Below are 22,215 nucleotides of genomic sequence, written 5' to 3'. Positions count from 1 at the left end.
ACCGTTCTGCCCGATGTGCCCAACGTCGTCACCGTGCCCACCGCGCGTGAACCCCGGACGAACGCGAGCGGGCCGTCCGACGGCAGGTGCCCGAACACGCAGGCGTCACCCTCCGAACAGGCGCTGCGCGAACCACACCAGCCCGGCCGCCGCGACCCCGACGGCTGTCACGCCCGTCACGGCACGCGCGGCCCGTGGCGCACGCCGACGCAGCAGGGCGAGCAGCGGGAACGTCAGCGCGATGAGCGCGAGCTGCACCGTCTCGATGCCCAGGTTGAACACGAGGAGCGACCAGAGGAGGGTCCACGACCACGCCTCGTCGATGCCGAGCGCACCCGCGAAGCCGAGCCCGTGCACGAGGCCGAAGCCGAACACCACGCCGACGCGCAGCCACCCGGCGCGGTCCAGGCTCAGGTGCCCCCCGCCCGAGTCCAGCCCGTCACCACCGTCACGATCGCCCGGGAGCCGCCACAGGTGCCAGCCCGCGACGACCGCGATGGACAACGCGATGAGCGGCTCGACGACGCGCCCCGGCACCTCGACCGCGCCCGCCGCGGCGAGCACGAACGTGACCGAGTGGGCGACCGTGAAGGCCGTCGCCGCGAGCACGACCTCCCGCAGGCGCCGGGAGCCCGCGACGAGCGCGAGCAGGAACAGCACGTGGTCGAGCCCGAGCAGGAGGTGCTCGGCGCCCAGGTGGAAGAACGTCCAGAACCGCTCCCCCGTGGACTGCGCCGTCGAGAACGAGGGGTTCGCGCCGTCGAGCGCCGTGCTGCCCTCCTGGCCGTCCAGCACGTACGTGAGGATCGTCTCCGTCCCCGTCACGTAGCCCTCGGAGTCGGCGAACAATGTGCTGCCGATCTCGTGCGCGCCGTCCGACGCTGCGCACGTGTGCTCGAGCACGAGGGCCGCATACGGCACCCCGTCACGCACCGCCACCGTGACGTCGCCCACCTGCTCCGCCACGCAGTCCGCGCCGCCGGCCGCGACCGTGAAGCGCTCCGTGACGTACGCGAGCACCGTCTCCGGGTGCCCCGCGAGCGCCTCCGCCTGCCAGGTCAGGTCCGCCGCCTCGAACGCCGCAGTGCCGTCCTGGAACAGCGCGTCGTCGTCCTGCGCGTCGGCAGCGGAGACGACCAGCAGGTCGTACTCGAGGTCAAGCTCCGTGCGCACGGCGCCCGCGCCGGCGGACGTGACGTCCGCGTAGACGGTCGACGTGAACCCGTGCGCGCCCGCGGGCCCGGCGCCGAGCACCACGACCGGCACTGCGGCCGCAGCGGCTGCGCACACCAGGGTGGTCAGGGCGGCTCTGCGCCTCGTGCGTGACATGCGGCTCCCTCGACGGGCCGGCCCAGGTGCCGGCGACCGCACGCTGCACCGCACCGGTGAACGCCACGAGTCCCCCGGGAGAACGCTCGCGGAAGGGATGGCCCGCTCCCCCGTCCGGCATGTCGACCGGCCGGCCCCGTGAGGTAGGAAAGGGCCGCACCACCGACCCGGCGGCCAGACGAAGGACGGACCCACGTGCGCGCGCGACAGCACTCGACCCTGCTCGGCGTGGGGGTCCTCACGACGGCCCTGCTGACCGGCTGCGCCGGCGACCCGTGGGACGCGCCGAACCCCGAGCCGTCGGCGGTCGGGGCGCTCGGCAGCGGGTTCCTTGAGCCGTCGACGACGCCCACGCCCGAGGCGACTGTCGTGCCTGAGGCCGGCTCCTGGGACGACGTCCGTCCGTCGCGCGGCTACCGCGTCGTGCTCCTGCACGCGGGCGACGACCCGGCCACGTCGACCGTCACCGCAGCCGTCGAGCAGTGGGCCCAGGACGAGGACGTCGACCTGCGCACGGTCGACGCGGACGAGGACGGCGACCTGGTGGCCGGGATCGTCCGTGCGCTCGAGCTCGCGCCCGACCTGGTCGTGACCGCGGGCAACGCGCTCGTCGACCCGCTCGCGGTCGTCAGCGCCAACCACCTCGACCAGGACTTCCTCGTGGTCGGTGCCGAGGTGGGCGAGCCGACCTACAACGTGACGGCGGTGTCCTGGACGGGGGCGTCGTTCCGGGGCACGGGCAACGGTGCCGCCTCGGAGTACGACGCCGGGTCGTTCACCCCGGAGCGCTGCGCCGCCGCCGTGCGCGCCGGCGCCGCAGCGGTGCTGCACGACCTCACCGGCATCGTCCTGTGGATCGACTGACCGCCGCGACGACGCTCGTCAGCGGCCGTAGGCGGCGGTCAGCGGCCGTAGGCGGCCATCCACCGGTCCGTCGTAACGATCTCCTTGCCCAGCGGCATGAGCGAGACGGGGACGAGCTTGAGGTTCGCGATGCCCATCGGGATCCCGATGATCGAGATGAACAGCGGGATCGCGGTCAGGACGTGCCCGATGGCCAGCCAGAACCCGGCCACCAGGAGCCAGATGACGTTGCCGATCGTCGACCAGGCGCCCGCGTCGGGCCGGTCCACGACCGTCCGGCCGAACGGCCACAGCACGTAGCCCGCGATGCGGAACGACGCGATGCCGAACGGGATGGTCACGATGAGCACGCAGCACAGGATCCCGGCGAGCACATACCCGACCGCGAGCCAGAAGCCGGCGAAGACGAGCCAGATGACGTTGAGCAGCGTGTTCACGTCAACGACTCTGCCGCTCCCCCGCCGCGAGCGGTATCAGGGAGAGTCCTGACTCGTCCCTGAGCCGCACTAGGGTGACGGACCATGGAGCACCAGGGTCGCGGGGTCGGGCCCGCGCTCGCCGAGGCCCGCGAACGCCTCCGCCGCGCCGAGGTCGCAGCCCTGCGTGAGCCCGGCAGCGTGCGGCTGCTCCTCGCGACCAAGACTCTGCCTGCCGACGTCGTGCGTGAGGCCGTGCAGGCGGACGCCCAGGCCTGCGCGACGACGGGCGCCCGGAGCGCGATCCTCGGCGAGAACCGCGCGCAGGAGCTCGTCGCCAAGGCGCCCGCGCTCGCCGACCTGGCGCCCACCTGGCACTTCATCGGTCCCCTGCAGTCCAACAAGGTCAACGCGGTGCTGCGCCACGCGGCGTGCGTCCAGACCGTCGCCTCGCTCGACCTCGCCCGGCGCCTCGCGGAGCGGGCCGTCGCCTCAGGGCGCACGCTCGAGGTCATGCTGCAGGTCAACGTCTCCGGCGAGACGACCAAGGCGGGCGCCGCGCCCGACGACGCCGTGCCGCTCGCGCTCCAGGTGGCTGGGCTCGACGGCCTACGGCTCACCGGGTTCATGACGGTCGGGGCGAACTCGCCGGACCTCGGGGTCGTCCGGGCCGGCTACGCCCTGCTGCGTCAGGTGCGGGACGCGGTCCTCGCGAGCGGTGCGGACGGCACCGAGCACGCGTGCGAGCTGTCCATGGGCATGAGCGGGGACCTCGAGGCCGCCGTCGCGGAGGGCGCGACCGTCGTCCGCCTCGGGACGGCCGTGTTCGGGGCCCGCCCGCGGCCCTGAGGTGACGCGGTGGTGCGGCCGCGCCTGCGGTTCGGCTGCACCAACGGCTCAGCCGCAGAGCACCTCGTCCGGGTCCTCGCCCGTCTGGACCACGAAGTCCGGCTCGGGCGGCGTGACCGGCGCGCCCTCGGTTCCGGTCGCCGGCGTACCCGCGTCCGGGGTGCCCGTCGCGGGCGGCGTGGTCCCGGTCGCCGGCGGCGCCGTCCCCGTCGCGGGCGGCGTCGTCTGACCGGCCCCGGCGGTCGGGTCGGCCACAGGGTCGGCGGGCGGCGGGGGTGTGCCGTTGACCGGCTCGTCGGCGGCGAGGCGCTGCCACAGCAGGTCGGCGTCGGACGTCCACGTCACGTACCCGTTGGCGCCGTACGCCCACGGGACGGTCACGAACGTCACGTCGGCCGGGCGCAGGTCACGGACGCTCCAGATGAGGCCGAGGAGCGTCGCGGGCGAGGAAAGCTCCTCGGAGACCGTGAGCGCGCTCGTGGCCGCGTCGAGGAAGCCGCCGAGGGCCAGGGGGCTGGTCAGGACGTCCGACGACGTGACCTTGCGGACGACGGCGCCGACGAAGCGCTGCTGCCGCTCGATGCGGCTCGGGTCCGTCCCGTCGGTGCCCTGGACGTGCCTGGCGCGGACGTAGTCGAGCGCCTCGGCACCCTGGAGGTCGTGCCAGCCTGCGGAGAGGTTCAGCGCCGTGTAGCGCCCGTCCTTGAGCGGCTCGGGGACACACACGCGCACACCGCCGATCGCGTCGACCATGCCCTGGAAGCCGGCGAAGTCCACGAGCGCGAACGCGTCGACCGTGAGGCCGGTCATCGTCTGCACCGTCGAGATCGCGCAGGCCGCACCGAGCCCCACGTCGCCGCCACCCGCGCCCGTCGCGAAGGCCGCGTTGAACTTGGCGGTCTGCGGCCGGGACATGCGACCCTCCGGGTCCCAGTCGAGGTGGCACGCGGGGATGCTCGCCTTGCTGTCGCGCGGGATCGACGCGACCTCGACCCGGGTCCGGTCGGCCGAGACGTGCACGATCATCGTGGTGTCCGCGCGCATGCCGTCCACGGTCCCGCCGATCTCGCCGTTCTCCCCGGACCGGTCGTCGGAGCCGAGCAGGAGGATCGTGACGGCACGGCCCGCAAGGGCGTCATCGGCGGTCACGGGCGTCGGGCTGGCCGACGACCCCGGCGCGGACGCCGGGACCACCAGGTCGTCGATCGAGCCGACGGACGTCACGTTCCCGTGCCAGCGTGCGACCGTGAACGCCGCCGCCGAGCCACCGAAGGCGAGGACGGCGGTCAGCGTGAGCGCGACCTCGCGCAGGTGACGCGGGCGACGGTTGCGGGTGCGTGCATGCCGCGCAGCCTGGTCGACGGGCATGAGAGCGCTCCTTCTCGGCGGGACGTGCGCACTCTACGAGGGGCAGGCCCACCCCTGGGCGCACTCCTGTGCGCGCGTCGTGAAGGTCGTGTGGACCTTCACCGTCACGTCACCCGAATGCATCAGTGCAGGTCATGGCACCCGCGCGGTCCACTCCGCCGTCGCGAACTTCTCGGCGACGAGCGCCTCGGCCCGACGCCGCTCGTCGTCGGTGACCGCGCCCTCGACCGTCCGGTAGCGCGAGCGGAAGTGCTCCTTGAACGCCTCGATGACGTCGGCCCGCGGCATGCCCGTCTGCGAGCGCAGGGGGTCGACCCGCTTGTTCGCGCTCTTGGTGCCCTTGTCCGACATCTTCTCGCGGCCGATGCGCAGCACCTCGAGCATCTTCGTGGCGTCGATGTCGTACGCCATCGTCACGTGGTGCAGCACCGCGCCGTTGGCCATGCGCTTCTGCGCGGCGCCGGCGATCTTGCCGGCGGGCGACGCGATGTCGTTGAGCGGCACGTAGGTGGCGTCGATGCCCAGGCCCCCGAGCGCACCAAGAACCCAGTCGTCGAGGAACGCGTACGAACGCTCGAAGCTGAGCCCCTCGACCAGGGACGCCGGCACGGTCAGCGAGTAGGTGATTGTGTTCCCGGGCTCGATGAACATGGCACCGCCCCCGGAGATGCGGCGCACCACGGTGATCCCGTGGCGCTCGGCCCCCTCCGGGTCGACCTCGTTGCGCAGCGACTGGAACGAGCCGATGACGACGGCCGGCGCCCCCCACTCCCAGATGCGCAGCGTGGGCCGGCGGTGGCCCTCGCCGACCTCCTCCGCGAGCACCTGGTCGAGCGCCATGTGCATCGCGGGCGACTGCGGCCCCTCGTGCACGACCTCGAACTCGTGGTCCTCCCACCGGGACGCGTGACCGAGCGCGCGACGGACGGCGACCGCGACGGCCTCCGGGCTGAAGCCGACCATCGTGACGTCGTCCGACAGGACGCTCGTGATCACCTGGGTCAGCTGCGCGACCGTCGCCGTCTCAGGCATCCCCAGCAGCGCGCCGTCGATGCTCTCGAGGGCGTCGTCGGGCTCCAGGAAGAAGTCGCCGCTGACGGCGGCCCGGCTGATCCTGCCGTCGGCGACCTCGACGTCGACCGCGACCAGCTTGCCACCGGGGACCTTGTACTCACCGCGCATGAAATCATCCTATGACCTCGTCGGGCGAAGCAGGGCAGTCGCATGATCACATGGGGTGCGGACCCACCACCAGGCGGGCGCACGCGGGCACCAGGCGAGGGAGACGACGTGGACGCCGACCGACCCGAGCACACCGAGCACACCGAGCACACCGAGCAGGGCACGTACACGGTCCCCGGCCAGGAGTACTCGCGGGACAGCCGCTACCTCACGACGCGCATCACGGCCGACGGCCGCGACGGCTACCCCGTAGAGCCGGGCCGGTACCGCCTCGTCGCCGCGCGTGCCTGCCCGTGGGCCAACCGCGCCATCATCGTGCGGCGGCTCCTCGGGCTCGAGGGCGTCCTGTCGATGGGCCTCGCCGGCCCGACCCACGACGAGCGGTCGTGGACGTTCGACCTCGACCCCGGCGGCCGCGACCCCGTGCTGGGCATCGAGCGCCTCCGGGACGCCTACCTCGCACGCGACCCCCACTACCCGCGCGGCATCACCGTCCCGGCCGTCGTCGACGTCACCTCCGGCGCCGTCGTGACCAACGACTTCGCGCAGATCACCCTCGACCTCGAGCTCGAGTGGACGGCCCACCACCGGCCCGGCGCGCCCGACCTGTACCCCGAGCACCTGCGCACGGAGATCGACCAGGTCAACCGCCGGGTCTACGCCAAGGTCAACAACGGCGTGTACCGGTGCGGGTTCGCGGGCGACCAGGGTGCGTACGAGGCCGCGTACCGCAGCCTCTGGGACGGGCTGGACTGGCTCGAGGAGCGGCTGAGCGGGCAGCGGTACCTCGTCGGCGAGACGATCACCGAGGCGGACGTGCGGCTCTTCACGACCCTGGTCCGGTTCGACGCCGTCTACCACGGGCACTTCAAGTGCAACCGGAACAGGCTCACCGAGATGCCGGCGCTCTGGGCCTACGCGCGCGACCTCTTCCAGACCCCCGGCTTCGGCGACACCGTCGACTTCGCCCAGATCAAGGAGCACTACTACGTGGTGCACCGGGACATCAACCCGACGGGCATCGTTCCGCTCGGGCCGGACCTGTCCGGATGGGTCGCCGCGCACGGCCGGGAACGGCTCGGCGGCCGGCCCTTCGGCGACGGCACACCACCCGGGCCGGTGCCCGACGGCGAGCGGGTCGACCCCGGGCACACCCCGCTGGGCTGACGTCGGCGGTGCGATCAGCCTCTGACCTGCGCGCTCGCAGGGCCACGCTCGCGCTAGGGTCGCGCCGTGCCGCACGACATCAGCTGGGACGAGTACAACGCAGCGCAGGCCGGCCGGCCGCCGAGGGCCTCGCTCGGCGCGGCCCTGGACGCGGTCGCGGGCCGGGCCGACCGGCCCGTCGAGGAGGTCCCGGGAAGCGGGCGTGTCGCCGTGGACGTCGGCTGCGGCGAAGGGGTCGAGGTGACCGCGCTGCTCGAGCAGGGGTGGACGGTGCACGCCCTGGACGGCGAGGGCGCCGCGCTGGATCGCCTCGTCGCTCGCACGCCGACCGGGGCACGTCAGCGCCTGCACGTCCGCCGCGTGGACTACGGCGAGCTCGACGCGCTGCCCGACGCCGACCTCGTCCACGCCTCGTACTCCCTGCCGTACTGCGGGCCCGCGCACTTCGACCGCGTGTGGGCGGCCGTGCGCGCGGCCCTGCGGCCCGGCGCCGTGCTCGCGTGCCAGCTGTTCGGCCCGCACGACGACGCGTACGGCGATCCGGAGATGACGTTCCACACGGCCGACGAGGCGCGGGAGCTCCTGAACGGCCTGGAGGTCGTGAGCTGGACCGAGGAGGACGCCGACGGCAGCGCCTACACGGGCCCCAAGCACTGGCACGTCTTCCACGTCGTCGCGCGGCGCCCCCACGCCTGAGCCGTCCGTCGAGCGGCCGACCGGCCTCTCAGCCGCCGATGATGCGCAGCGTCACGCGTCCGTCGAGGTCCGCGACGTCGAGCACGACGCGGTCGCCCGCGAGCAGCGGCGACCACGGGTAGGCCTCCGGGCGCGCGCTCGCACGCCGCTCACCCGTGCGGACGTCGTACACGTCGACCGCGACGTGGTCAGGGTCCTGCGGCGCAAGCCACTCGTGCAGCAGGAGGGGGCGGGTGTAGCGGGTCAGGACCAGCACCTCGCCGTCCAGCTGGAGCGACCGGATGTCGTCGCCACGTGTCGCGAGGGACCACAGGCGCTCATCGCTGCCCGGGTCGCGCACGGTCAGCCCACCGGGGTCGACGTCGACCTGGACGCCGGCACCGAGCACGTGGACGGGCTCTCGGTCGGCGTCGAACTCTCCGTAGGGGAACCACTGCGCCCAGTAGCTGAAGCCCTCGTAGCGCACCGTGCCGTCCGCGAGGTCGACGACGACCGTACCCGTCTCCTCGGCGGGCCGCGTCCAGAGCTCGCCGGAGACCACCACGCCCGGCGTCGTGAGCTCGTGCTCGAGCTCGGGCCACCGCGCGCAGTCGAGCTCGGTGGCCCACACGGGCTCACCGTCGCGCATCAGGGAGACGGAGCAGTCGCCGCTCTGTTGCACCAGGAGGAGCTCACCGCCCACGAGAACCGGTGCGCGGCCGTCGTCGGGCAGGGTCTGGACCACGTCGCCCGTGGTCGCGTCGTGGACGTCGAGCGTCCCGGAGGCACCGCGGACCACGACGAGCGACGACGGGACCGCCGAGACGTAGTCGTCCCAGAGCGGGCGCCCGACCGCGGACCACCCCGCGGCCCAGGTCCCCGACGTCTGCCACACGGTGTCGCCGGAGTCGACGTCGACTCCAGCCCACGTGCACTGGGCGGGTGACCCCTCCTGCGACGTCGTGCAGGAGCGCAGCACGACCACGCGCTCCCCCATGGCGACGACGTCGTACTCGACCTCGGCGTCGGCGTCGAGCGGACGGGACCAGAGGTCCGCACCGTCCGTACCGGTGGCGGACAGCGCCTCGTAGCCCAGCGTGACGAGCCGGTCCTCGGAGACGGACCAGAGGCGCCGCACGCCGTCGGCCACGGACGTCCACGCCTCGGCGCCGTCCTCGTCCAGCGCGACGAGCGCGTCGTCCCACAGGAGCACGGGCCCGCCGTCGACGGTGGTGACGTAGTGCGAGAACGACTCGACCGACGCCGGTGCCTCGACCCCCACGGGCGCGTACGCCAGGCGGGCACCGAGCCACGGGCCGCCCACGCCGAGGAGCGCGACGAGCCCGACCAGCCCGGCGAGTGCCAGGGGCCGCAGGTCCCGCCGGTCCCGCAGGATCCTCAGGGCGCCGATCACGGCCACGACCAGCCCGACCACGTACGGCCAGGTCAGGCCGGCCCGCCAGCCCCAGACCACGCCCACCACGCCGAGACCCGCCACGAGCCACGGCCGCAGCACCGACAGGTCGGGACGCCGGGACGGCGCGCTCTCATGGTCACCTACGGTCACAGCGCTCCCCCCGGGGCAAGGACGGTCGTCTGGGCGGCGCGACCCTACCGGATCGCACCGCAGGTCAGGCGACGGCTGCTCAGCGCGTGAGCCGTTCGACGTCGCGCACCGCACCCTTGTCGGCCGACGTCGCGAGGGCCGCGTAGGCGCGCAGCGCAGGTGAGACCTCGCGCTCCCGAGCACGCGGCCGGTACCCGCCGGCGGCCTCGAGCGCGGCGCGGCGCGCGGCGAGCACGTCGTCGGCCACACGCAGCTCGATCCGCCGGGCCGGGATGTCGATCTCGACGACGTCGCCGTCCTCGACGAGCGCGATCACGCCGCCCGACGCGGCCTCGGGCGACACGTGACCGATCGACAGGCCGCTCGTGCCGCCGGAGAAGCGCCCGTCCGTGATCAGCGCGCAGACGGCGCCGAGGCCCTTGGCCTTGATGTACGTGGTCGGGTAGAGCATCTCCTGCATGCCGGGCCCGCCCGCGGGCCCCTCGTACCGCACGACCACGACGTCGCCCGCCCGCACCCGGTCGGTGAGGATCGCCTCGACCGCCTCCTCCTGGGACTCGACGACGACAGCGGGGCCGGTGAACGTCAGCGCCGACTCGGCGACGCCGGCCGTCTTGACGACGCACCCGTCGACGGCGAGGTTCCCGGAGAGGACCGCGAGGCCGCCGTCCGCGGAGTACGCGTGGGCGACGTCCCGGATGCAGCCGCGCGCCGCGTCCTCGTCGAGCGACTCCCACCGCTCCGACTGGGAGAACGCCGACGACGACCGCACCCCGCCCGGCGCGGCATGGAACAGCTCGACCGCCTCCGCCGACGGCGACCCGCCCCTGATGTCCCAGTCCTTGAGCCACACGTCGAGCGACGGGGCGTGGACGGCGTGCACGTCCTCGCGGAGCAGGCCCGCGCGGTGCAGCTCGCCGAGGATCGCGGGGATGCCGCCGGCGCGGTGCACGTCCTCCATCAGAAAGCTCCCGTTGGGCGCGATCTTGGAGACGCACGGGACCCGCCGCGAGATCGCGTCGATGTCCGCCATCGTGAAGTCCAGCTCGGCCTCGCGCGCCGCCGCGAGGATGTGCAGCACCGTGTTCGTGGAGCCGCCCATGGCCACGTCCAGCGCCATCGCGTTCTCGAAGGCCGCCCGCGTGGCCACGTTGCGCGGCAGCACCGAGGCGTCGTCCCGCGCGTACCACCGCTCCGCGAGCTCGACGGCCCTCGCCCCGGCGCGCTCGTACAGGGCACGCCGGGCGGTGTGCGTCGCGAGGACCGAGCCGTTGCCGGGCAGCGCGAGGCCCAGCGCCTCGAGCAGGCAGTTCATCGAGTTCGCGGTGAACATCCCGGAGCAGGAGCCGCACGTCGGGCAGGCGTTGGCCTCGACGCGCGCGAGGTCCTCGTCGCTCACCGACTCCGAGACGCCGTCGACCATCGCGTCGATCAGGTGCATGCGGGTGCGGACCGTCCCGTCGACGAGGACGGTGCGGCCGCCCTCCATCGGCCCGCCGGAGACGAACACGGCAGGGATGTTTAGGCGCAGGGCCGCCATGAGCATCCCCGGCGTGATCTTGTCGCAGTTGGAGATGCACACGAGCGCGTCCGCGCGGTGCGCGTTGACCATGTACTCGACGGAGTCGGCGATCAGGTCGCGGCTCGGCAGGGAGTACAGCATCCCGCCGTGCCCCATCGCGATGCCGTCGTCGACCGCGATCGTGTTGAACTCGCGCGCCACGCCCCCGGCGGCGTGGACCGCCTCGCTCACGATGCGGCCGACGGGCGCCAGGTGGGTGTGCCCGGGGACGAACTCCGTGAACGAGTTGGCCACGGCGACGATCGGCTTGCCGATGTCCGCGTCCGCGACGCCTGCCGCGCGCAGCAGGGCGCGCGCTCCGGCCATGTTGCGGCCGTGGGTGACGGTCCTGGAGCGGAGCTCGGGCATGGGGGTGCCTCCTCGGTGACGCGACGGTGACGCGGGGGCGACGCTAGTCGCAGTCGGTGGTGACGCCGTCGGGCGTCTCGGAACGGTTCGGCGTGCCGGCGCGCAGCAGGCCGTACACGATCGAGTCGACGAGGGCCTCCCACGACGCCTCGATGATGTTGGGCCCGACGCCGACGGTCATCCACGTGGCCTCGGCGCCGCTGTCCATCGTCTCGACGAGCACGCGCGTGACCGCGTCGGTGCCCTGCTCGGTGTCGAGGATGCGGACCTTGAAGTCGATGAGCTCGAACCGGTCGATCTCGGGGTAGGTCGGCGCGACGGCCTTGCGGAGCGCGGCGTCCAGCGCGTTGACCGGGCCGTTCCCCTCGGCCGTCGCGAGCATGCGGGACCCGCCGACGTGCATCTTGACCGTCGCCTCGGCGTTGGTCTCCGTCGGCTTGCCGGGCGTCGTCTCGACGAACACGCGCCACGACTCCGTGCAGAAGTACGCGGGGCGCCGCCCGTCGAGCTCCTCACGCAGCATGAGCTCGAACGACGCGTCGGCGGCGTCGTACGTGTAGCCCTGGGCCTCGGCGTCCTTGACGCGGTTGGTCACACGGGTGAGCAGGTCGCCCTGGCCCGCGAGGTCGAAGCCCAGCTCGCGGCCCTTGAGCTCGATGGACGCGCGCCCGGCCATGTCGGAGATGAGCATCCGCATGTCGTTGCCCACGGCGACCGGGTCGGCGTGCTGGTACATGTCCGGGTCCACCTTGATGGCGGACGCGTGCAGGCCTGCCTTGTGCGCGAACGCGCTCGCGCCCACGTACGGCTGGCGCGCGAACGGCGCGATGTTGGTGATCTCGGAGATGGCGTGCGAGATGCGTGTGAGCTCCCGCAGGCCGCGGCCGGTCAGGACGTCACGGCCGAGCTTGAGCTGGAGGTTGGCCACGACCGCACCGAGGTCGGCGTTGCCCGTGCGCTCCCCGTAGCCGTTGACGCAGCCCTGCACGTGCGCAGCGCCGGCGGCGACCGCCGCGAGGGTGTTCGCGACAGCGCAGCCGGAGTCGTTGTGCGCGTGCATGCCCAGGCGGCCGTCGGTCTCGGCACCGACCCGCCCGACGACCTCGTGGACCCAGTCCGGGAGCATCCCGCCGTTGGTGTCGCACAGGCAGACCGTCTCGGCGCCGGCCTCGAAGGCCGTCACGACGGCGCTCAGCGCGTACCCGGGGTCGTACCGGAAGCCGTCGAAGAAGTGCTCGGCGTCGAGGATCACGCGCCGACCCTCGCCGCGCAGGTAGGAGACGGTGTCGCGGATCATCGCGAGGTTCTCCTGCGGCGTCGTCCTCAGCGCGCGCTCCACGTGCCGGACGTCCGACTTCGCGACGAGCGTGACCACCGGCGCCTCGGAGTCGAGCAGCGCGCGCACCTGGGCGTCCTCGTGCGTCTTCGCGCCGGCCTTGCGTGTCGCGCCGAACGCGGCGAGCTCCGCGTTGCGCAGGTCCAGCTCCTTCGCGGCACGCTTGAAGAACTCGGTGTCCTTGGGGATCGCACCGGGCCAGCCGCCCTCGATGAACCCGACACCCAGCTCGTCGAGCAGCGGCGCGATGAGGAGCTTGTCCGCGACGGACAGGTTCATGCCCTCCTGCTGCGCGCCGTCGCGCAGGGTGGTGTCGTAGACGTCGAAGGACGTGGTGTCCACGGTGGCTCTCTTCGTCGTGCCGACGGCGGCGTGGGCCGGCGTCGGGTTCGAGGTGCAGCGTCGTCGAGGTGCAGCGTCTTCATCGAAGCATGCGTCGCCCACGCTCGGTGCGGCTGAGGGCTCCGGCAGGGGTGGCGCCGGGTGGGCGACGGTGTCGGGACGGGCGGGGGTGGTGCCCGGACCAACAAAAAGACCCCCCGAGGATCGGGAGGTCTGCGCGTTCGGCGGTGGTGGGCCGAACGCGCTACTCGATAATGAGGGTGAGCTGGGTCACGCGGGCATCATGCCACACGGTCCGACCGGCGAGAAGAACCCGTCCACCCCTCAGACGGCCGCCCCCGGGGCCGGCATCCGGCCGGCACGGGCGAGGGCCCGACGCCGTGGCGCCAGGCCCTCGTCGCACGTCCCTCGGGATGCGGCTCAGACGAGCCGGTGCATCCAGCCGTGGGAGTCCGGCGTGCGCCCGTACTGGATGTCCGTCAGGCGCGTGCGCACCGCGGAGGTGACCGCGCCGGTGGCTCCGCCGGCGACCGTCAGGTCGAACCCGTCGCCCGCGAGACGCCCGATCGGCGTGACCACGGCCGCTGTGCCGCAGGCGAACACCTCGGTGACCGTCCCGTCCGCGAGGCCGTCGAGCAGCTCGGCGAGCGGGACCGGGCGCTCGGTGACCGCGTGGCCCGCCTCCTGCAGGAGCGTGAGGATCGAGGAGCGCGTGACGCCCTCGAGGATGGACCCGTTCAGGCCCGGCGTGACGACCTCGCCCGAGGCGAGCACGACGAACACGTTCATGCCCCCGAGCTCCTCGAGGAAGGTGTTCGTCGCCGCGTCGAGGAAGCACACCTGCTCGCACCCCTGCGCGTAGGCCGCCTGCTGCGGGAGCAGGCTCGCGGCGTAGTTGCCCCCGCACTTGGCTGCCCCCGTGCCCCCGGGACCCGCACGGTGGTAGTCCTGGGCGACCCAGATCGACACGGGCTTCACACCACCCGAGAAGTACGGCCCGACCGGCGACGCGATCACGACGTACTCGGCCTCGCGCGAGGGCCTCACCCCGAGGAACGTCTCGGACGCGTACATGAACGGGCGCAGGTACAGGCTCGTCTCCTCGCCCGACGGGACCCACGCGCGGTCGGCGCGGACGAGCGCCTCGATCGAGCCCAGGAAGTCCTCGACGGGGAGCTCGGGCAGCGCGAGGCGGCGCGCCGAGGCCTGGAAGCGTGCGGCGTTGGCCTGCGGCCTGAACGTCCACACCGAGCCGTCCGCGTGCCGGTAGCCCTTGAGTCCCTCGAAGACCTCCTGGCCGTAGTGCAGCACGGCCGAGGCGGGGCTCAGCAGGAGCGGCCCGTGCTTCTCGACGCGACGGTCGTGCCAGCCTGCGTCGGCCGTCCAGGTGACGCGCGCCATGTGGTCGGTGAAGACGGTGCCGAACGTCGGGGAGGCCATGAGGGCCTCACGCTCTGCATCGGCGAGCGGCACGTCCGTGGGGCGCACGTCGAACGCCGCGGCTGCGGGGCTGAGGTCGGTTGCGGTGGTGCTCATGTCGGGGGGTCCTTTCACCAGGCGGCGACCGAGGCGCTCGGTCTGACGGTACCGGTGGTGACGGCCGACGAGGAACGCGGCTCAGCCGGCGACGCGCGCCGCGAGCTCGGTCCCGACCTCGGCCGTCGACCGTACTCGGTCGCCCCGCTCGGCCAGGTCGGCCCCGACGGCCGCCTCGACGCGGGCGCCGGCCTCGTCGAGGCCGAGGTGCGCGAGCAGCATGCTGACGCTGAGCACCGTCGCCGTCGGGTCCGCCTTGCCCTGGCCCGCGATGTCGGGCGCGGAGCCGTGCACGGGCTCGAACATCGACGGCGTGGTGCGGTCGGGGTTGATGTTCCCCGACGCGGCGAGGCCGATGCCGCCCGTGATGGCGGCGGCCTGGTCCGTGAGGATGTCGCCGAAGAGGTTGTCCGTGACGATCACGTCGAAGCGCGACGGCTTGGTCGTCATGAAGATGGTCGCGGCGTCGACGTGCAGGTAGTCGGTGGTCACGTCCGGGAAGTCCGCGTTGACGGCCTCGACCGTGCGGCGCCACAGGTGACCCGCGTGCACCAGCACGTTGTGCTTGTGGACGAGCGTGAGGTGCTTGCGCGGCCGGGCCTGCGCGCGGGCGAACGCGTCACGCACCACGCGCTCGACGCCGAACGCCGTGTTCACGCTGACCTCGTTGGCGACCTCGTGGGGCGTGCCCGTGCGGATCGACCCGCCGTTGCCGACGTACGGCCCTTCGGTGCCCTCGCGCACGACGACGAAGTCCACCTCGCCGGGCTCGGCGAGCGGTGACCGCACCCCGGGGTAGAGCCGCGCCGGTCGCAGGTTCACGTAGTGGTCGAGCTCGAAGCGCAGGCGCAGCAGGAGGCCGCGCTCGAGGACGCCCGAGGGCACCCCCGGGTCGCCGATGGCGCCCAGGAGGATCGCGTCGTGCTCGCGCACCGTGGCGAGGTCGGCGTCCGTGAGGGTCTCCCCGGTCGCGTGCCAGCGGCGCGCCCCGAGGTCGAGCTCGGTGGTGGCCACGGCGACGTCCGAGCCGGCAAGGGCGGCGTCGAGGACGCGGAGGCCCTGCTCGACGACCTCGGTACCGATCCCGTCACCTGCGACGACGGCGAGCCTGATGCTGCGAGTCATGATCGCGACCCTACTCCCGATCCCATCAGGCGGGACGGGCGTCTCACTCCTTGACCGCCGTGGGCGCCCGACGGAGCCCGGACGCCAGCGCGGGCGGGAGGACGACCGTCCCCCCGCCCGCACCGCACGTCCGTGACCGCGTCAGCGGCCGGCGTGGCCCTCGACGTAGTCCGAGTCGGCCGGCTTGATCCACGAGAACATCTTGCGCAGCTCGCGGCCCGTCGCCTCGATCGGGTGCGCCTCGCCCTTGGCGCGGAGCTCCTTGAACTCGGGCGCACCCGCGTCCTGGTCCGCGATGAAGCGCTCCGCGAACGCCCCGGACTGGATGTCCGCGAGCACGGCCTTCATGTTCTCCTTGACGACCGGCGAGATGACGCGCGGGCCGGAGACGTAGTCGCCGTACTCCGCGGTGTCCGAGACGCTCCAGCGCTGCTTCGCGATGCCGCCCTCGACCATGAGGTCGACGATGAGCTTGAGCTCGTGCAGCACCTCGAAGTACGCGACCTCGGGCTGGTAGCCCGCCTCGGTCAGCACCTCGAACCCGTACTGGACCAGCTGGGACGCGCCACCGCACAGCACGGCCTGCTCGCCGAAGAGGTCCGTCTCCGTCTCCTCGGTGAACGTCGTCTTGATGCCGCCGGCGCGCAGGCCACCGATCGCCCGGGCGTAGGAGAGCGCGAGCTGCCACGCACCACCCGTCGCGTCCTGCTCGACGGCGACGATGACCGGGACCCCACGGCCCTGCTCGTACTCGCGGCGCACGAGGTGACCGGGGCCCTTCGGGGCGACCATGACCACGTCGACGCCGTCCGCCGGCGTGATGTAGCCGAACCGGATGTTGAACCCGTGGCCGAACACGAGGGTGGCGCCCTCGCGCAGGTTCGGGGCGATCTCGTCGCGGTAGACGTGCCGCTGCACCTGGTCGGGCGCCAGGACGACGACGACGTCGGCCTCCTGGACGGCCTCGGCAACGGTCACCACGCGCAGGCCCTGCTCCTCGGCCTTCGCACGGGAGGGCGAGCCCTCACGCAGGCCGACGCGGACGTCGACGCCCGAGTCACGGAGGTTGAGCGCGTGCGCGTGCCCCTGGCTGCCGTAGCCGATGACGGCGACCTTGCGGCCGGCGATGATGGACAGGTCGGCGTCGTCGTCGTAGAACAGCTCAGCCACGTCGGTTGTCTCCTTGTTCTCGGTGATCTGGGAAGTCTGCTGGATGTCAGGCGGACCGGCTCGCGCGTTCCAGCGCTCGGTCGGTGATGGAGCGGGAGCCCCGCCCGATCGCGACGGTGCCGGACTGCACGATCTCGCGGATGCCGAACGGCTCGAGCGCCGCGAGCAGCGCCTCGAGCTTGCCCGGGCCGCCCGTGGCCTCGATCGTCACGGCGTCGGGGACCACGTCGACGACGTGCGCGCGGAACAGCTGCACGACCTCGAGGACGTGCGAGCGGATCGCGGGCTCGGCGCGGACCTTGACCAGCAGCAGCTCGCGCTGGACCGAGGCGTCGGGCTCGAGCTCGACGATCTTGATGATGTTGATGAGCTTGTTGAGCTGCTTGGTCACCTGCTCGAGGGGCAGCTCGTCGACGTCGACGACGACGGTGATCCGCGAGATCTCGTCGTGCTCCGTCGGGCCCACCGCGAGCGAGTGGATGTTGAACGCGCGGCGGGCGAAGAGGCCCGCGACCCGCGTCAGCACGCCCGGCTTGTTCTCGACGAGCACCGACAGCGTGTGCCTGGTCATGCTGCACCTTCTTCCGAGGACGTGGAGCGCGGCTGCGGTGCCGCGTCGAGCAGGGCCGGACCGACCGCGGGGTTCGTGGCGCGCACTACTCCTCCCGGTCCCACGCCGGGCTGATGCCCCGCGCGTACTGGATCTCGTCGTTGCTGACACCGGCGGCGACCATGGGCCACACCATCGCGTCGCGCGAGACCGTGAAGTCCACGACGACGGGCTGGTCGTCGATCTCCATCGCACGCTGGATCGTGGCGTCGACGTCGGCCGCCGTCTCGCAGCGCAGACCGACGCACCCGTACGCGTCCGCGAGCTTGACGAAGTCCGGGATGCGCACGGTGCCGTGGCCCGTGTGCAGGTCGGTGTTCGAGTACCGCGACTCGTAGAACAGGGTCTGCCACTGGCGGACCATGCCGAGCGAGGAGTTGTTGATGACGGCGACCTTGATCGGGATGTTGTTGATCGCGCAGGTCGCGAGCTCCTGGTTGGTCATCTGGAAGCAGCCGTCGCCGTCGATCGACCAGACGGTGCGCGAGGGGTCACCGACCTTCGCGCCCATCGCGGCGGGCACCGAGTAGCCCATGGTGCCGAGCCCCCCGGAGTTGAGCCAGGCGTTGGGACGCTCGTACCGGATGAACTGCGCCGCCCACATCTGGTGCTGACCCACGCCCGCGACGTACACGGCCTCGGGGCCGGCGATCTCGCCGATGCGTCGGATGACGTGCTGGGGCGCGAGGTGCCCGTCCTCGGGCTCGGTGAACCCCAGCGGGAACGTCTCGCGCCAGTCGTCGATCTGCCGCCACCACGCGCCCAGGTCGGGCTTGCCGTGCTGCATGTGCTCACGGGCCAGCTCGGGGAGCAGGTCCGCGATGACCTCCTTGAGGTCGCCGACGATGGGCACGTCGACCCGGCGGTTCTTGCCGATCTCGGCCGGGTCGATGTCCGCGTGCACGATCGTCGCGTGCGGCGCGAACGAGGACAGCTTGCCCGTCACCCGGTCGTCGAAGCGTGCACCGAGCGCGACCACGAGGTCGGCCTTCTGCAGCGCGGCGACGGCCGGCACGGTGCCGTGCATGCCGGGCATCCCGAGGTTCTGCGGGTGGGAGTCGGGCAGCGCGCCGCGGGCCATGAGCGTCGTCACGACGGGGGCGCCCGAGGCGTCCGTGAGCCGCCTGAGCTCTGCGCTCGCGCCGGCACGCACCGCGCCGCCGCCCACGTACAGGACGGGCCGACGCGCGGTCGCCAGCAGCCGGGCGGCCTCGCGGATCTGCTTCGCGTGAGGCTTGGTCACCGGGTGGTAGCCCGGGAGGTCGACCGACTCGGGCCACGTGAACGTCGTCCGCGCCTGCATCGCGGACTTGGCGATGTCCACGAGCACGGGCCCGGGCCGGCCCGACTGCGCGATGTGGAACGCCTGGGCGATGATCTTGGGGATCTCGTCGGCGTCCGTGACCAGGTAGTTGTGCTTGGTGATCGGCAGGGTGATGCCGACGATGTCGGCCTCCTGGAAGGCGTCGGTGCCGATCATCGACGCACCGACCTGGCCCGTGATCGCGACCATCGGCACGGAGTCCATGTTCGCGTCGGCGATCGCGGTGACGAGGTTCGTCGCCCCGGGGCCCGAGGTCGCCATGCACACGCCGACCTTGCCGCTCGTGTAGGCGTACCCCTCGGCCGCGTGGCCGGCGCCCTGCTCGTGCCGCACGAGGATGTGGCGCAGGACCTTCGAGTCCATGAGCGGGTCGTACGTCGGCAGGATCGCGCCGCCGGGGATCCCGAAGACGGTGTCGACCCCCGCGGCCTCGAGGGAACGCACGATCGACTGCGCGCCCGTGACCTCCTCGCCCTGCCCGACGAGCGCCGGCGCGGGCCGTACGACGTCGGCCGGCGAGGCCGCGACGGCCTGCGGGCGGGGCGCCGTCGACGCACGACCGGTTCCAGCGGGGGCTGCCGGGTGGGGACCCTGGACCATCGTTGCTCTCCCTGCTCGGTGCTGAAGGGTGATGCTGGGTCCTGACATGAAAAAACCCCTCGGCCCGTCAGGTGGGCTGGTGAGGGGTGCGCGCGGACGAGACCTGGCTGGGCTGTCGGCCGGCGCCTAGGTAAGTACTACGAGGGTGGTCTGCACGTGGGCAGCCTACGCCTCCGTAGGCGGCCGTGTCACGCAGACTCCCGCCCGTCTCACATCGTGGCTCACGCGATCGCAGAACGAGACGCCGTGCGGGGCGGGGCCGGCCTGCCCGCACCGGCCCCGCCTCGTCCCGCCGTCCCGCTCACCTCAGCAGCACCGCGCCCCCGGCTGCCGGTCCGCGGCCGCGTGCCGCTCACGCCAGTACTGCGCGACCGGCACGGGCACCTCGCCCGGGTGCGTGCGGGCGAGGTGCGCCACGTAGCGCTCGTAGTCCCGCTCCCCCAGGACCGACGCTGCGTACCAGCGCACGGCTCGCGCGGCCCGCACGGCTCGACGCATCGCGCCGCCGGCCCAGACGGGGCTCCCGACGCTCCCGGAGCTCCCGCCGCTCACTGGCGGTCCGCCGTGGCCCCGGCGGTGACGTGCTCGCGCCACTGCGCCTCGACCTCTCGCTCGGCCGCGCTCGGGACGAGGCCACGCGGCGCGAAGATGTGCGACGGCACGTCGGGCTCCTCCGACGTCGGCAGACCGCCCGCCCGGACCGCACGGACCATGACGCGGATCCCCGCCAGGACGACCGCGAGGACGAGCACCGCGAAGACGACCGAGAGCGTCCCCTGGACGAACGTGTTGCGCACGACCGCGGCGATCGCCTCGGGCGACTGCGCGGAGCCGAACGTCTCGGCGCCGTCGGCCTGGGCCTGCCGGAAGGCGTTGTGCTGCGCCCAGTACCCGAGCCGCGGGTCGCTCGAGAAGATCTTCTGGTACGAGGCCGTCATCGTGACCACGAGGTCCCACGCGAGCGGCAGGCCGGGGATCCAGGCCCACCGCAGCAGCCCCCTCTTGACCACGACCACCATGACGAGGGTCAGCGCGATCGCCGCCAGGAGCTGGTTCGCGATGCCGAACAGCGGGAACAGCGTGTTGATCCCGCCGAGCGGGTCCGTGACGCCCATGAGCAGGATCGCGCCCCACCCCGCGACCACGAGCGCGGAGCACACCCAGGCGCCGACGCGCCACGACGGGTCCTTGAACCGCCGGGCACCACCGGGGAGGTTGCCGAGGGTGTCCGAGAGCATGAAGCGCGCGACACGGGTTCCGGCGTCGACGGTCGTGAGGATGAAGAGCGCCTCGAACATGATCGCGAAGTGGTACCAGAACGACGCCATCGTGGATCCGCCGATCGCGCTCGCGAGCACCTGCGCCATGCCGAAGGCCAGGGTGGGGGCCCCACCCGTGCGGGAGATGATCGACTCCTCCCCCACGTTCTCGGCCGCAGCCGTGATCTGCTCGGGCGTGATGCCCGCACCCGTCAGACCCAGCCCGTTGACGTACTGCGCGGCGGCCTCGGCGGTGCCACCCGTGAGCGTCCCCGGTGCGTTCATCACGAAGTAGAGGTTCTGGTCGATGACGACCGCCGTGATGAGCGCCATGATCGCGACGAACGACTCCGTCAGCATGCCGCCGTACCCGATGAGGCGCGCCTGGCTCTCCTTCTCGAGCAGCTTCGGCGTCGTGCCCGACGCGATGAGCGAGTGGAAGCCGGACAGCGCCCCGCACGCGATCGTGATGAACAGGAAGGGGAAGAGCGAGCCGGCGAACACCGGCCCCGTCCCCTCGAGCGCGAACGGCGAGAGCGCGGGTGCCTGGACCTCGGGCCGCACCAGGAGGATCCCGACCGCGAGCAGCACGATCGTGCCGACCTTCATGAACGTCGACAGGTAGTCGCGCGGCGCCAGGAGGAGCCACACGGGAAGCACCGACGCCGCGAACCCGTACGCGACGAGCCACCAGGCGAGCGCGACCTTGCTGAGCGTGAACCAGTCCTGACCCCAGTCCGTCTCGGCGACCCAGCCGCCCGCGACGATCGCCGCGAGGAGCAGCACCACGCCGATGACGGAGACCTCGCTCACCTTGCCCGGTCGCCACAGCCGCAGGTAGAGGCCCATGAACAGCGCGATCGGGATGGTCATCGCGATCGAGAAGACGCCCCAGGGGCTCTCGGCGAGCGCGTTGACGACGACGAGGCCGAGCACGGCGATGATGATGATCATGATGGCGAAGACGCCCAGCAGGCCCGCGACGCCGCCGAACCGGCCCATCTCGTCACGGACCATCTGGCCCAGGCTGCGGCCCCGGCGACGCGACGAGATCGCGAGCACGAGGTAGTCCTGGACCGCACCGCCCAGGACCGCGCCGATGATGATCCAGATCGTGCCCGGCAGGTAGCCCATCTGGGCCGCGAGGACCGGGCCGACGAGCGGACCTGCGCCCGCGATGGCCGCGAAGTGGTGCCCGAAGAGCACGCGGCGATCGGTCGGCAGGAAGTCGTGGCCGTTCTCGTGGACCTCGGCCGGTGTCGCCCGGTCGTCGCGCGGCCGCACGATCTTCTGCTCGACGAGGCGTGCGTAGAAGCGGTAGCCGATGACGTACGTCGCGACGGCCGCGAACACGAACCAGACCGCGTTGACCGTCTCGCCCCGCGCGGTCGCGATCATGGTCCAGGCCACGGCTCCGAGGACGGCGACCGCGACGAGCACCAGGCGCGCGACGGGCGACGCGGGAGTCCGGTCGACGACACCCACGGGTGGGTCCTGGGGATCGGTGCGCAGCAGTTCGACCGTGCCCTGGTCGGCCATCACGTCCTCCTCGACGTCATGCCACGC

Annotated in this window: 18 protein-coding genes; 4 read left to right on the top strand and 14 right to left on the bottom strand. The window is 72.6% G+C overall.

Translation table 11 applies throughout. The features are described 5' to 3' along the window. Positions 1-105 precede the first annotated feature (105 nt). The gene (locus FZ988_RS03985; RefSeq protein ID WP_149202716.1) at positions 106-1,329 is read right to left on the bottom strand and encodes a HupE/UreJ family protein; all 1,224 of its coding nucleotides are present in this window, start codon (positions 1,327-1,329) and stop codon (positions 106-108) included. 195 nt (positions 1,330-1,524) lie between these two features. Here FZ988_RS03985 and FZ988_RS03980 point away from each other — a divergent pair, with 195 nt between their 5' ends. Further along, positions 1,525-2,193, top strand: coding sequence for a type 1 periplasmic-binding domain-containing protein (locus tag FZ988_RS03980; protein ID WP_223145026.1), 669 nt, complete (start codon positions 1,525-1,527; stop codon positions 2,191-2,193). A gap of 38 nt (positions 2,194-2,231) precedes the next feature. Here the strand turns inward: FZ988_RS03980 and FZ988_RS03975 are convergent, their stop codons facing one another. Further along, the gene (locus tag FZ988_RS03975) at positions 2,232-2,630 is read right to left on the bottom strand and encodes a YccF domain-containing protein (RefSeq protein WP_149202715.1); all 399 of its coding nucleotides are present in this window, start codon (positions 2,628-2,630) and stop codon (positions 2,232-2,234) included. Positions 2,631-2,714: 84 nt separating this feature from the next. Between FZ988_RS03975 and FZ988_RS03970 the strand changes: the two genes are divergently transcribed. Continuing rightward, complete coding sequence (locus FZ988_RS03970) at positions 2,715-3,458, top strand: YggS family pyridoxal phosphate-dependent enzyme (RefSeq protein ID WP_149202714.1); 744 nt, start codon at positions 2,715-2,717, stop codon at positions 3,456-3,458. A gap of 48 nt (positions 3,459-3,506) precedes the next feature. Here the strand turns inward: FZ988_RS03970 and FZ988_RS03965 are convergent, their stop codons facing one another. Together FZ988_RS03965 and lplAB are read right to left on the bottom strand one after the other, a co-directional pair. Then, entirely contained in the window at positions 3,507-4,826 is a 1,320-nt protein-coding gene (locus FZ988_RS03965; RefSeq protein ID WP_149202713.1) for an LCP family protein, read from the bottom strand. 132 nt (positions 4,827-4,958) lie between these two features. Then, positions 4,959-6,008, bottom strand: a complete 1,050-nt coding sequence (gene lplAB, locus FZ988_RS03960) for a lipoate-protein ligase LplAB (protein WP_149202712.1) — start codon at positions 6,006-6,008, stop codon at positions 4,959-4,961. A 108-nt stretch (positions 6,009-6,116) separates the two neighbouring features. Here lplAB and FZ988_RS03955 point away from each other — a divergent pair, with 108 nt between their 5' ends. Then, positions 6,117-7,175, top strand: a complete 1,059-nt coding sequence (locus FZ988_RS03955; RefSeq protein ID WP_246169192.1) for a glutathione S-transferase family protein — start codon at positions 6,117-6,119, stop codon at positions 7,173-7,175. A 66-nt stretch (positions 7,176-7,241) separates the two neighbouring features. After that, positions 7,242-7,871, top strand: coding sequence for a class I SAM-dependent methyltransferase (locus FZ988_RS03950; protein WP_149202710.1), 630 nt, complete (start codon positions 7,242-7,244; stop codon positions 7,869-7,871). Between the two features lie 28 nt (positions 7,872-7,899). Here the strand turns inward: FZ988_RS03950 and FZ988_RS03945 are convergent, their stop codons facing one another. The 10 genes from FZ988_RS03945 to FZ988_RS03900 all read right to left on the bottom strand — a co-directional run bounded on the left by FZ988_RS03945 (position 7,900) and on the right by FZ988_RS03900 (position 22,188). Continuing rightward, on the bottom strand, positions 7,900-9,417 hold the full coding sequence (locus tag FZ988_RS03945) for a hypothetical protein (RefSeq protein WP_149202709.1): 1,518 nt from the start codon (positions 9,415-9,417) through the stop codon (positions 7,900-7,902). A gap of 79 nt (positions 9,418-9,496) precedes the next feature. Then, entirely contained in the window at positions 9,497-11,347 is a 1,851-nt protein-coding gene (ilvD, locus tag FZ988_RS03940; RefSeq protein ID WP_149202708.1) for a dihydroxy-acid dehydratase, read from the bottom strand. 43 nt (positions 11,348-11,390) lie between these two features. After that, positions 11,391-13,025 carry a citramalate synthase gene (gene cimA, locus FZ988_RS03935; RefSeq protein ID WP_149202707.1) on the bottom strand — a complete coding sequence of 545 codons (1,635 nt, stop codon included), beginning with the start codon at positions 13,023-13,025 and terminating at the stop codon, positions 11,391-11,393. 420 nt (positions 13,026-13,445) lie between these two features. After that, entirely contained in the window at positions 13,446-14,561 is a 1,116-nt protein-coding gene (locus FZ988_RS03930) for a branched-chain amino acid aminotransferase (RefSeq protein ID WP_149202706.1), read from the bottom strand. A gap of 81 nt (positions 14,562-14,642) precedes the next feature. Then, positions 14,643-15,686, bottom strand: a complete 1,044-nt coding sequence (locus tag FZ988_RS03925) for a 3-isopropylmalate dehydrogenase (protein WP_149202705.1) — start codon at positions 15,684-15,686, stop codon at positions 14,643-14,645. Between the two features lie 141 nt (positions 15,687-15,827). Beyond that, positions 15,828-16,856: a ketol-acid reductoisomerase gene (gene ilvC, locus FZ988_RS03920; protein WP_149202704.1), complete on the bottom strand. Its 1,029-nt coding sequence runs from the start codon at positions 16,854-16,856 to the stop codon at positions 15,828-15,830. Between the two features lie 46 nt (positions 16,857-16,902). Further along, positions 16,903-17,427: an acetolactate synthase small subunit gene (gene ilvN / locus FZ988_RS03915; protein ID WP_149202703.1), complete on the bottom strand. Its 525-nt coding sequence runs from the start codon at positions 17,425-17,427 to the stop codon at positions 16,903-16,905. Positions 17,428-17,512: 85 nt separating this feature from the next. Next, on the bottom strand, positions 17,513-19,390 hold the full coding sequence (locus tag FZ988_RS03910) for an acetolactate synthase large subunit (protein WP_149202702.1): 1,878 nt from the start codon (positions 19,388-19,390) through the stop codon (positions 17,513-17,515). Between the two features lie 306 nt (positions 19,391-19,696). Then, positions 19,697-19,942 (bottom strand): CstA-like transporter-associated (seleno)protein, encoded by a 246-nt coding sequence (locus tag FZ988_RS03905; protein WP_246169191.1) that lies wholly within the window; start codon positions 19,940-19,942, stop codon positions 19,697-19,699. Further along, complete coding sequence (locus tag FZ988_RS03900; RefSeq protein ID WP_149203070.1) at positions 19,939-22,188, bottom strand: carbon starvation CstA family protein; 2,250 nt, start codon at positions 22,186-22,188, stop codon at positions 19,939-19,941. Before FZ988_RS03900 ends, FZ988_RS03905 begins: the two co-directional genes overlap by 4 nt. Positions 22,189-22,215 lie beyond the last annotated feature (27 nt).

Source organism: Actinotalea subterranea (genome assembly GCF_008364845.1).
GTDB classification, from domain to species: Bacteria; Actinomycetota; Actinomycetes; order Actinomycetales; family Cellulomonadaceae; genus Actinotalea; species Actinotalea subterranea.
Note: the sequence above shows the minus strand (reverse complement) of the source record. Positions and strands in the feature narration are given on the sequence as shown.

Bases quoted from the DNA above. Each gene is read 5' to 3' on its own strand.
- FZ988_RS03985 (WP_149202716.1), bottom strand. From the start codon at position 1,329: ATGTCACGCACGAGGCGCAGAGCCGCCCTGACCACCCTGGTGTGCGCA.
- FZ988_RS03970 (WP_149202714.1), top strand. From the start codon at position 2,715: ATGGAGCACCAGGGTCGCGGGGTCGGGCCCGCGCTCGCCGAGGCCCGC.
- FZ988_RS03965 (WP_149202713.1), bottom strand. From the start codon at position 4,826: ATGCCCGTCGACCAGGCTGCGCGGCATGCACGCACCCGCAACCGTCGC.
- lplAB (WP_149202712.1), bottom strand. From the start codon at position 6,008: ATGCGCGGTGAGTACAAGGTCCCCGGTGGCAAGCTGGTCGCGGTCGAC.
- ilvD (WP_149202708.1), bottom strand. From the start codon at position 11,347: ATGCCCGAGCTCCGCTCCAGGACCGTCACCCACGGCCGCAACATGGCC.
- FZ988_RS03930 (WP_149202706.1), bottom strand. From the start codon at position 14,561: ATGAGCACCACCGCAACCGACCTCAGCCCCGCAGCCGCGGCGTTCGAC.
- FZ988_RS03925 (WP_149202705.1), bottom strand. From the start codon at position 15,686: ATGACTCGCAGCATCAGGCTCGCCGTCGTCGCAGGTGACGGGATCGGT.
- ilvN (WP_149202703.1), bottom strand. From the start codon at position 17,427: ATGACCAGGCACACGCTGTCGGTGCTCGTCGAGAACAAGCCGGGCGTG.
- FZ988_RS03910 (WP_149202702.1), bottom strand. From the start codon at position 19,390: ATGGTCCAGGGTCCCCACCCGGCAGCCCCCGCTGGAACCGGTCGTGCG.
- FZ988_RS03900 (WP_149203070.1), bottom strand. From the start codon at position 22,188: ATGGCCGACCAGGGCACGGTCGAACTGCTGCGCACCGATCCCCAGGAC.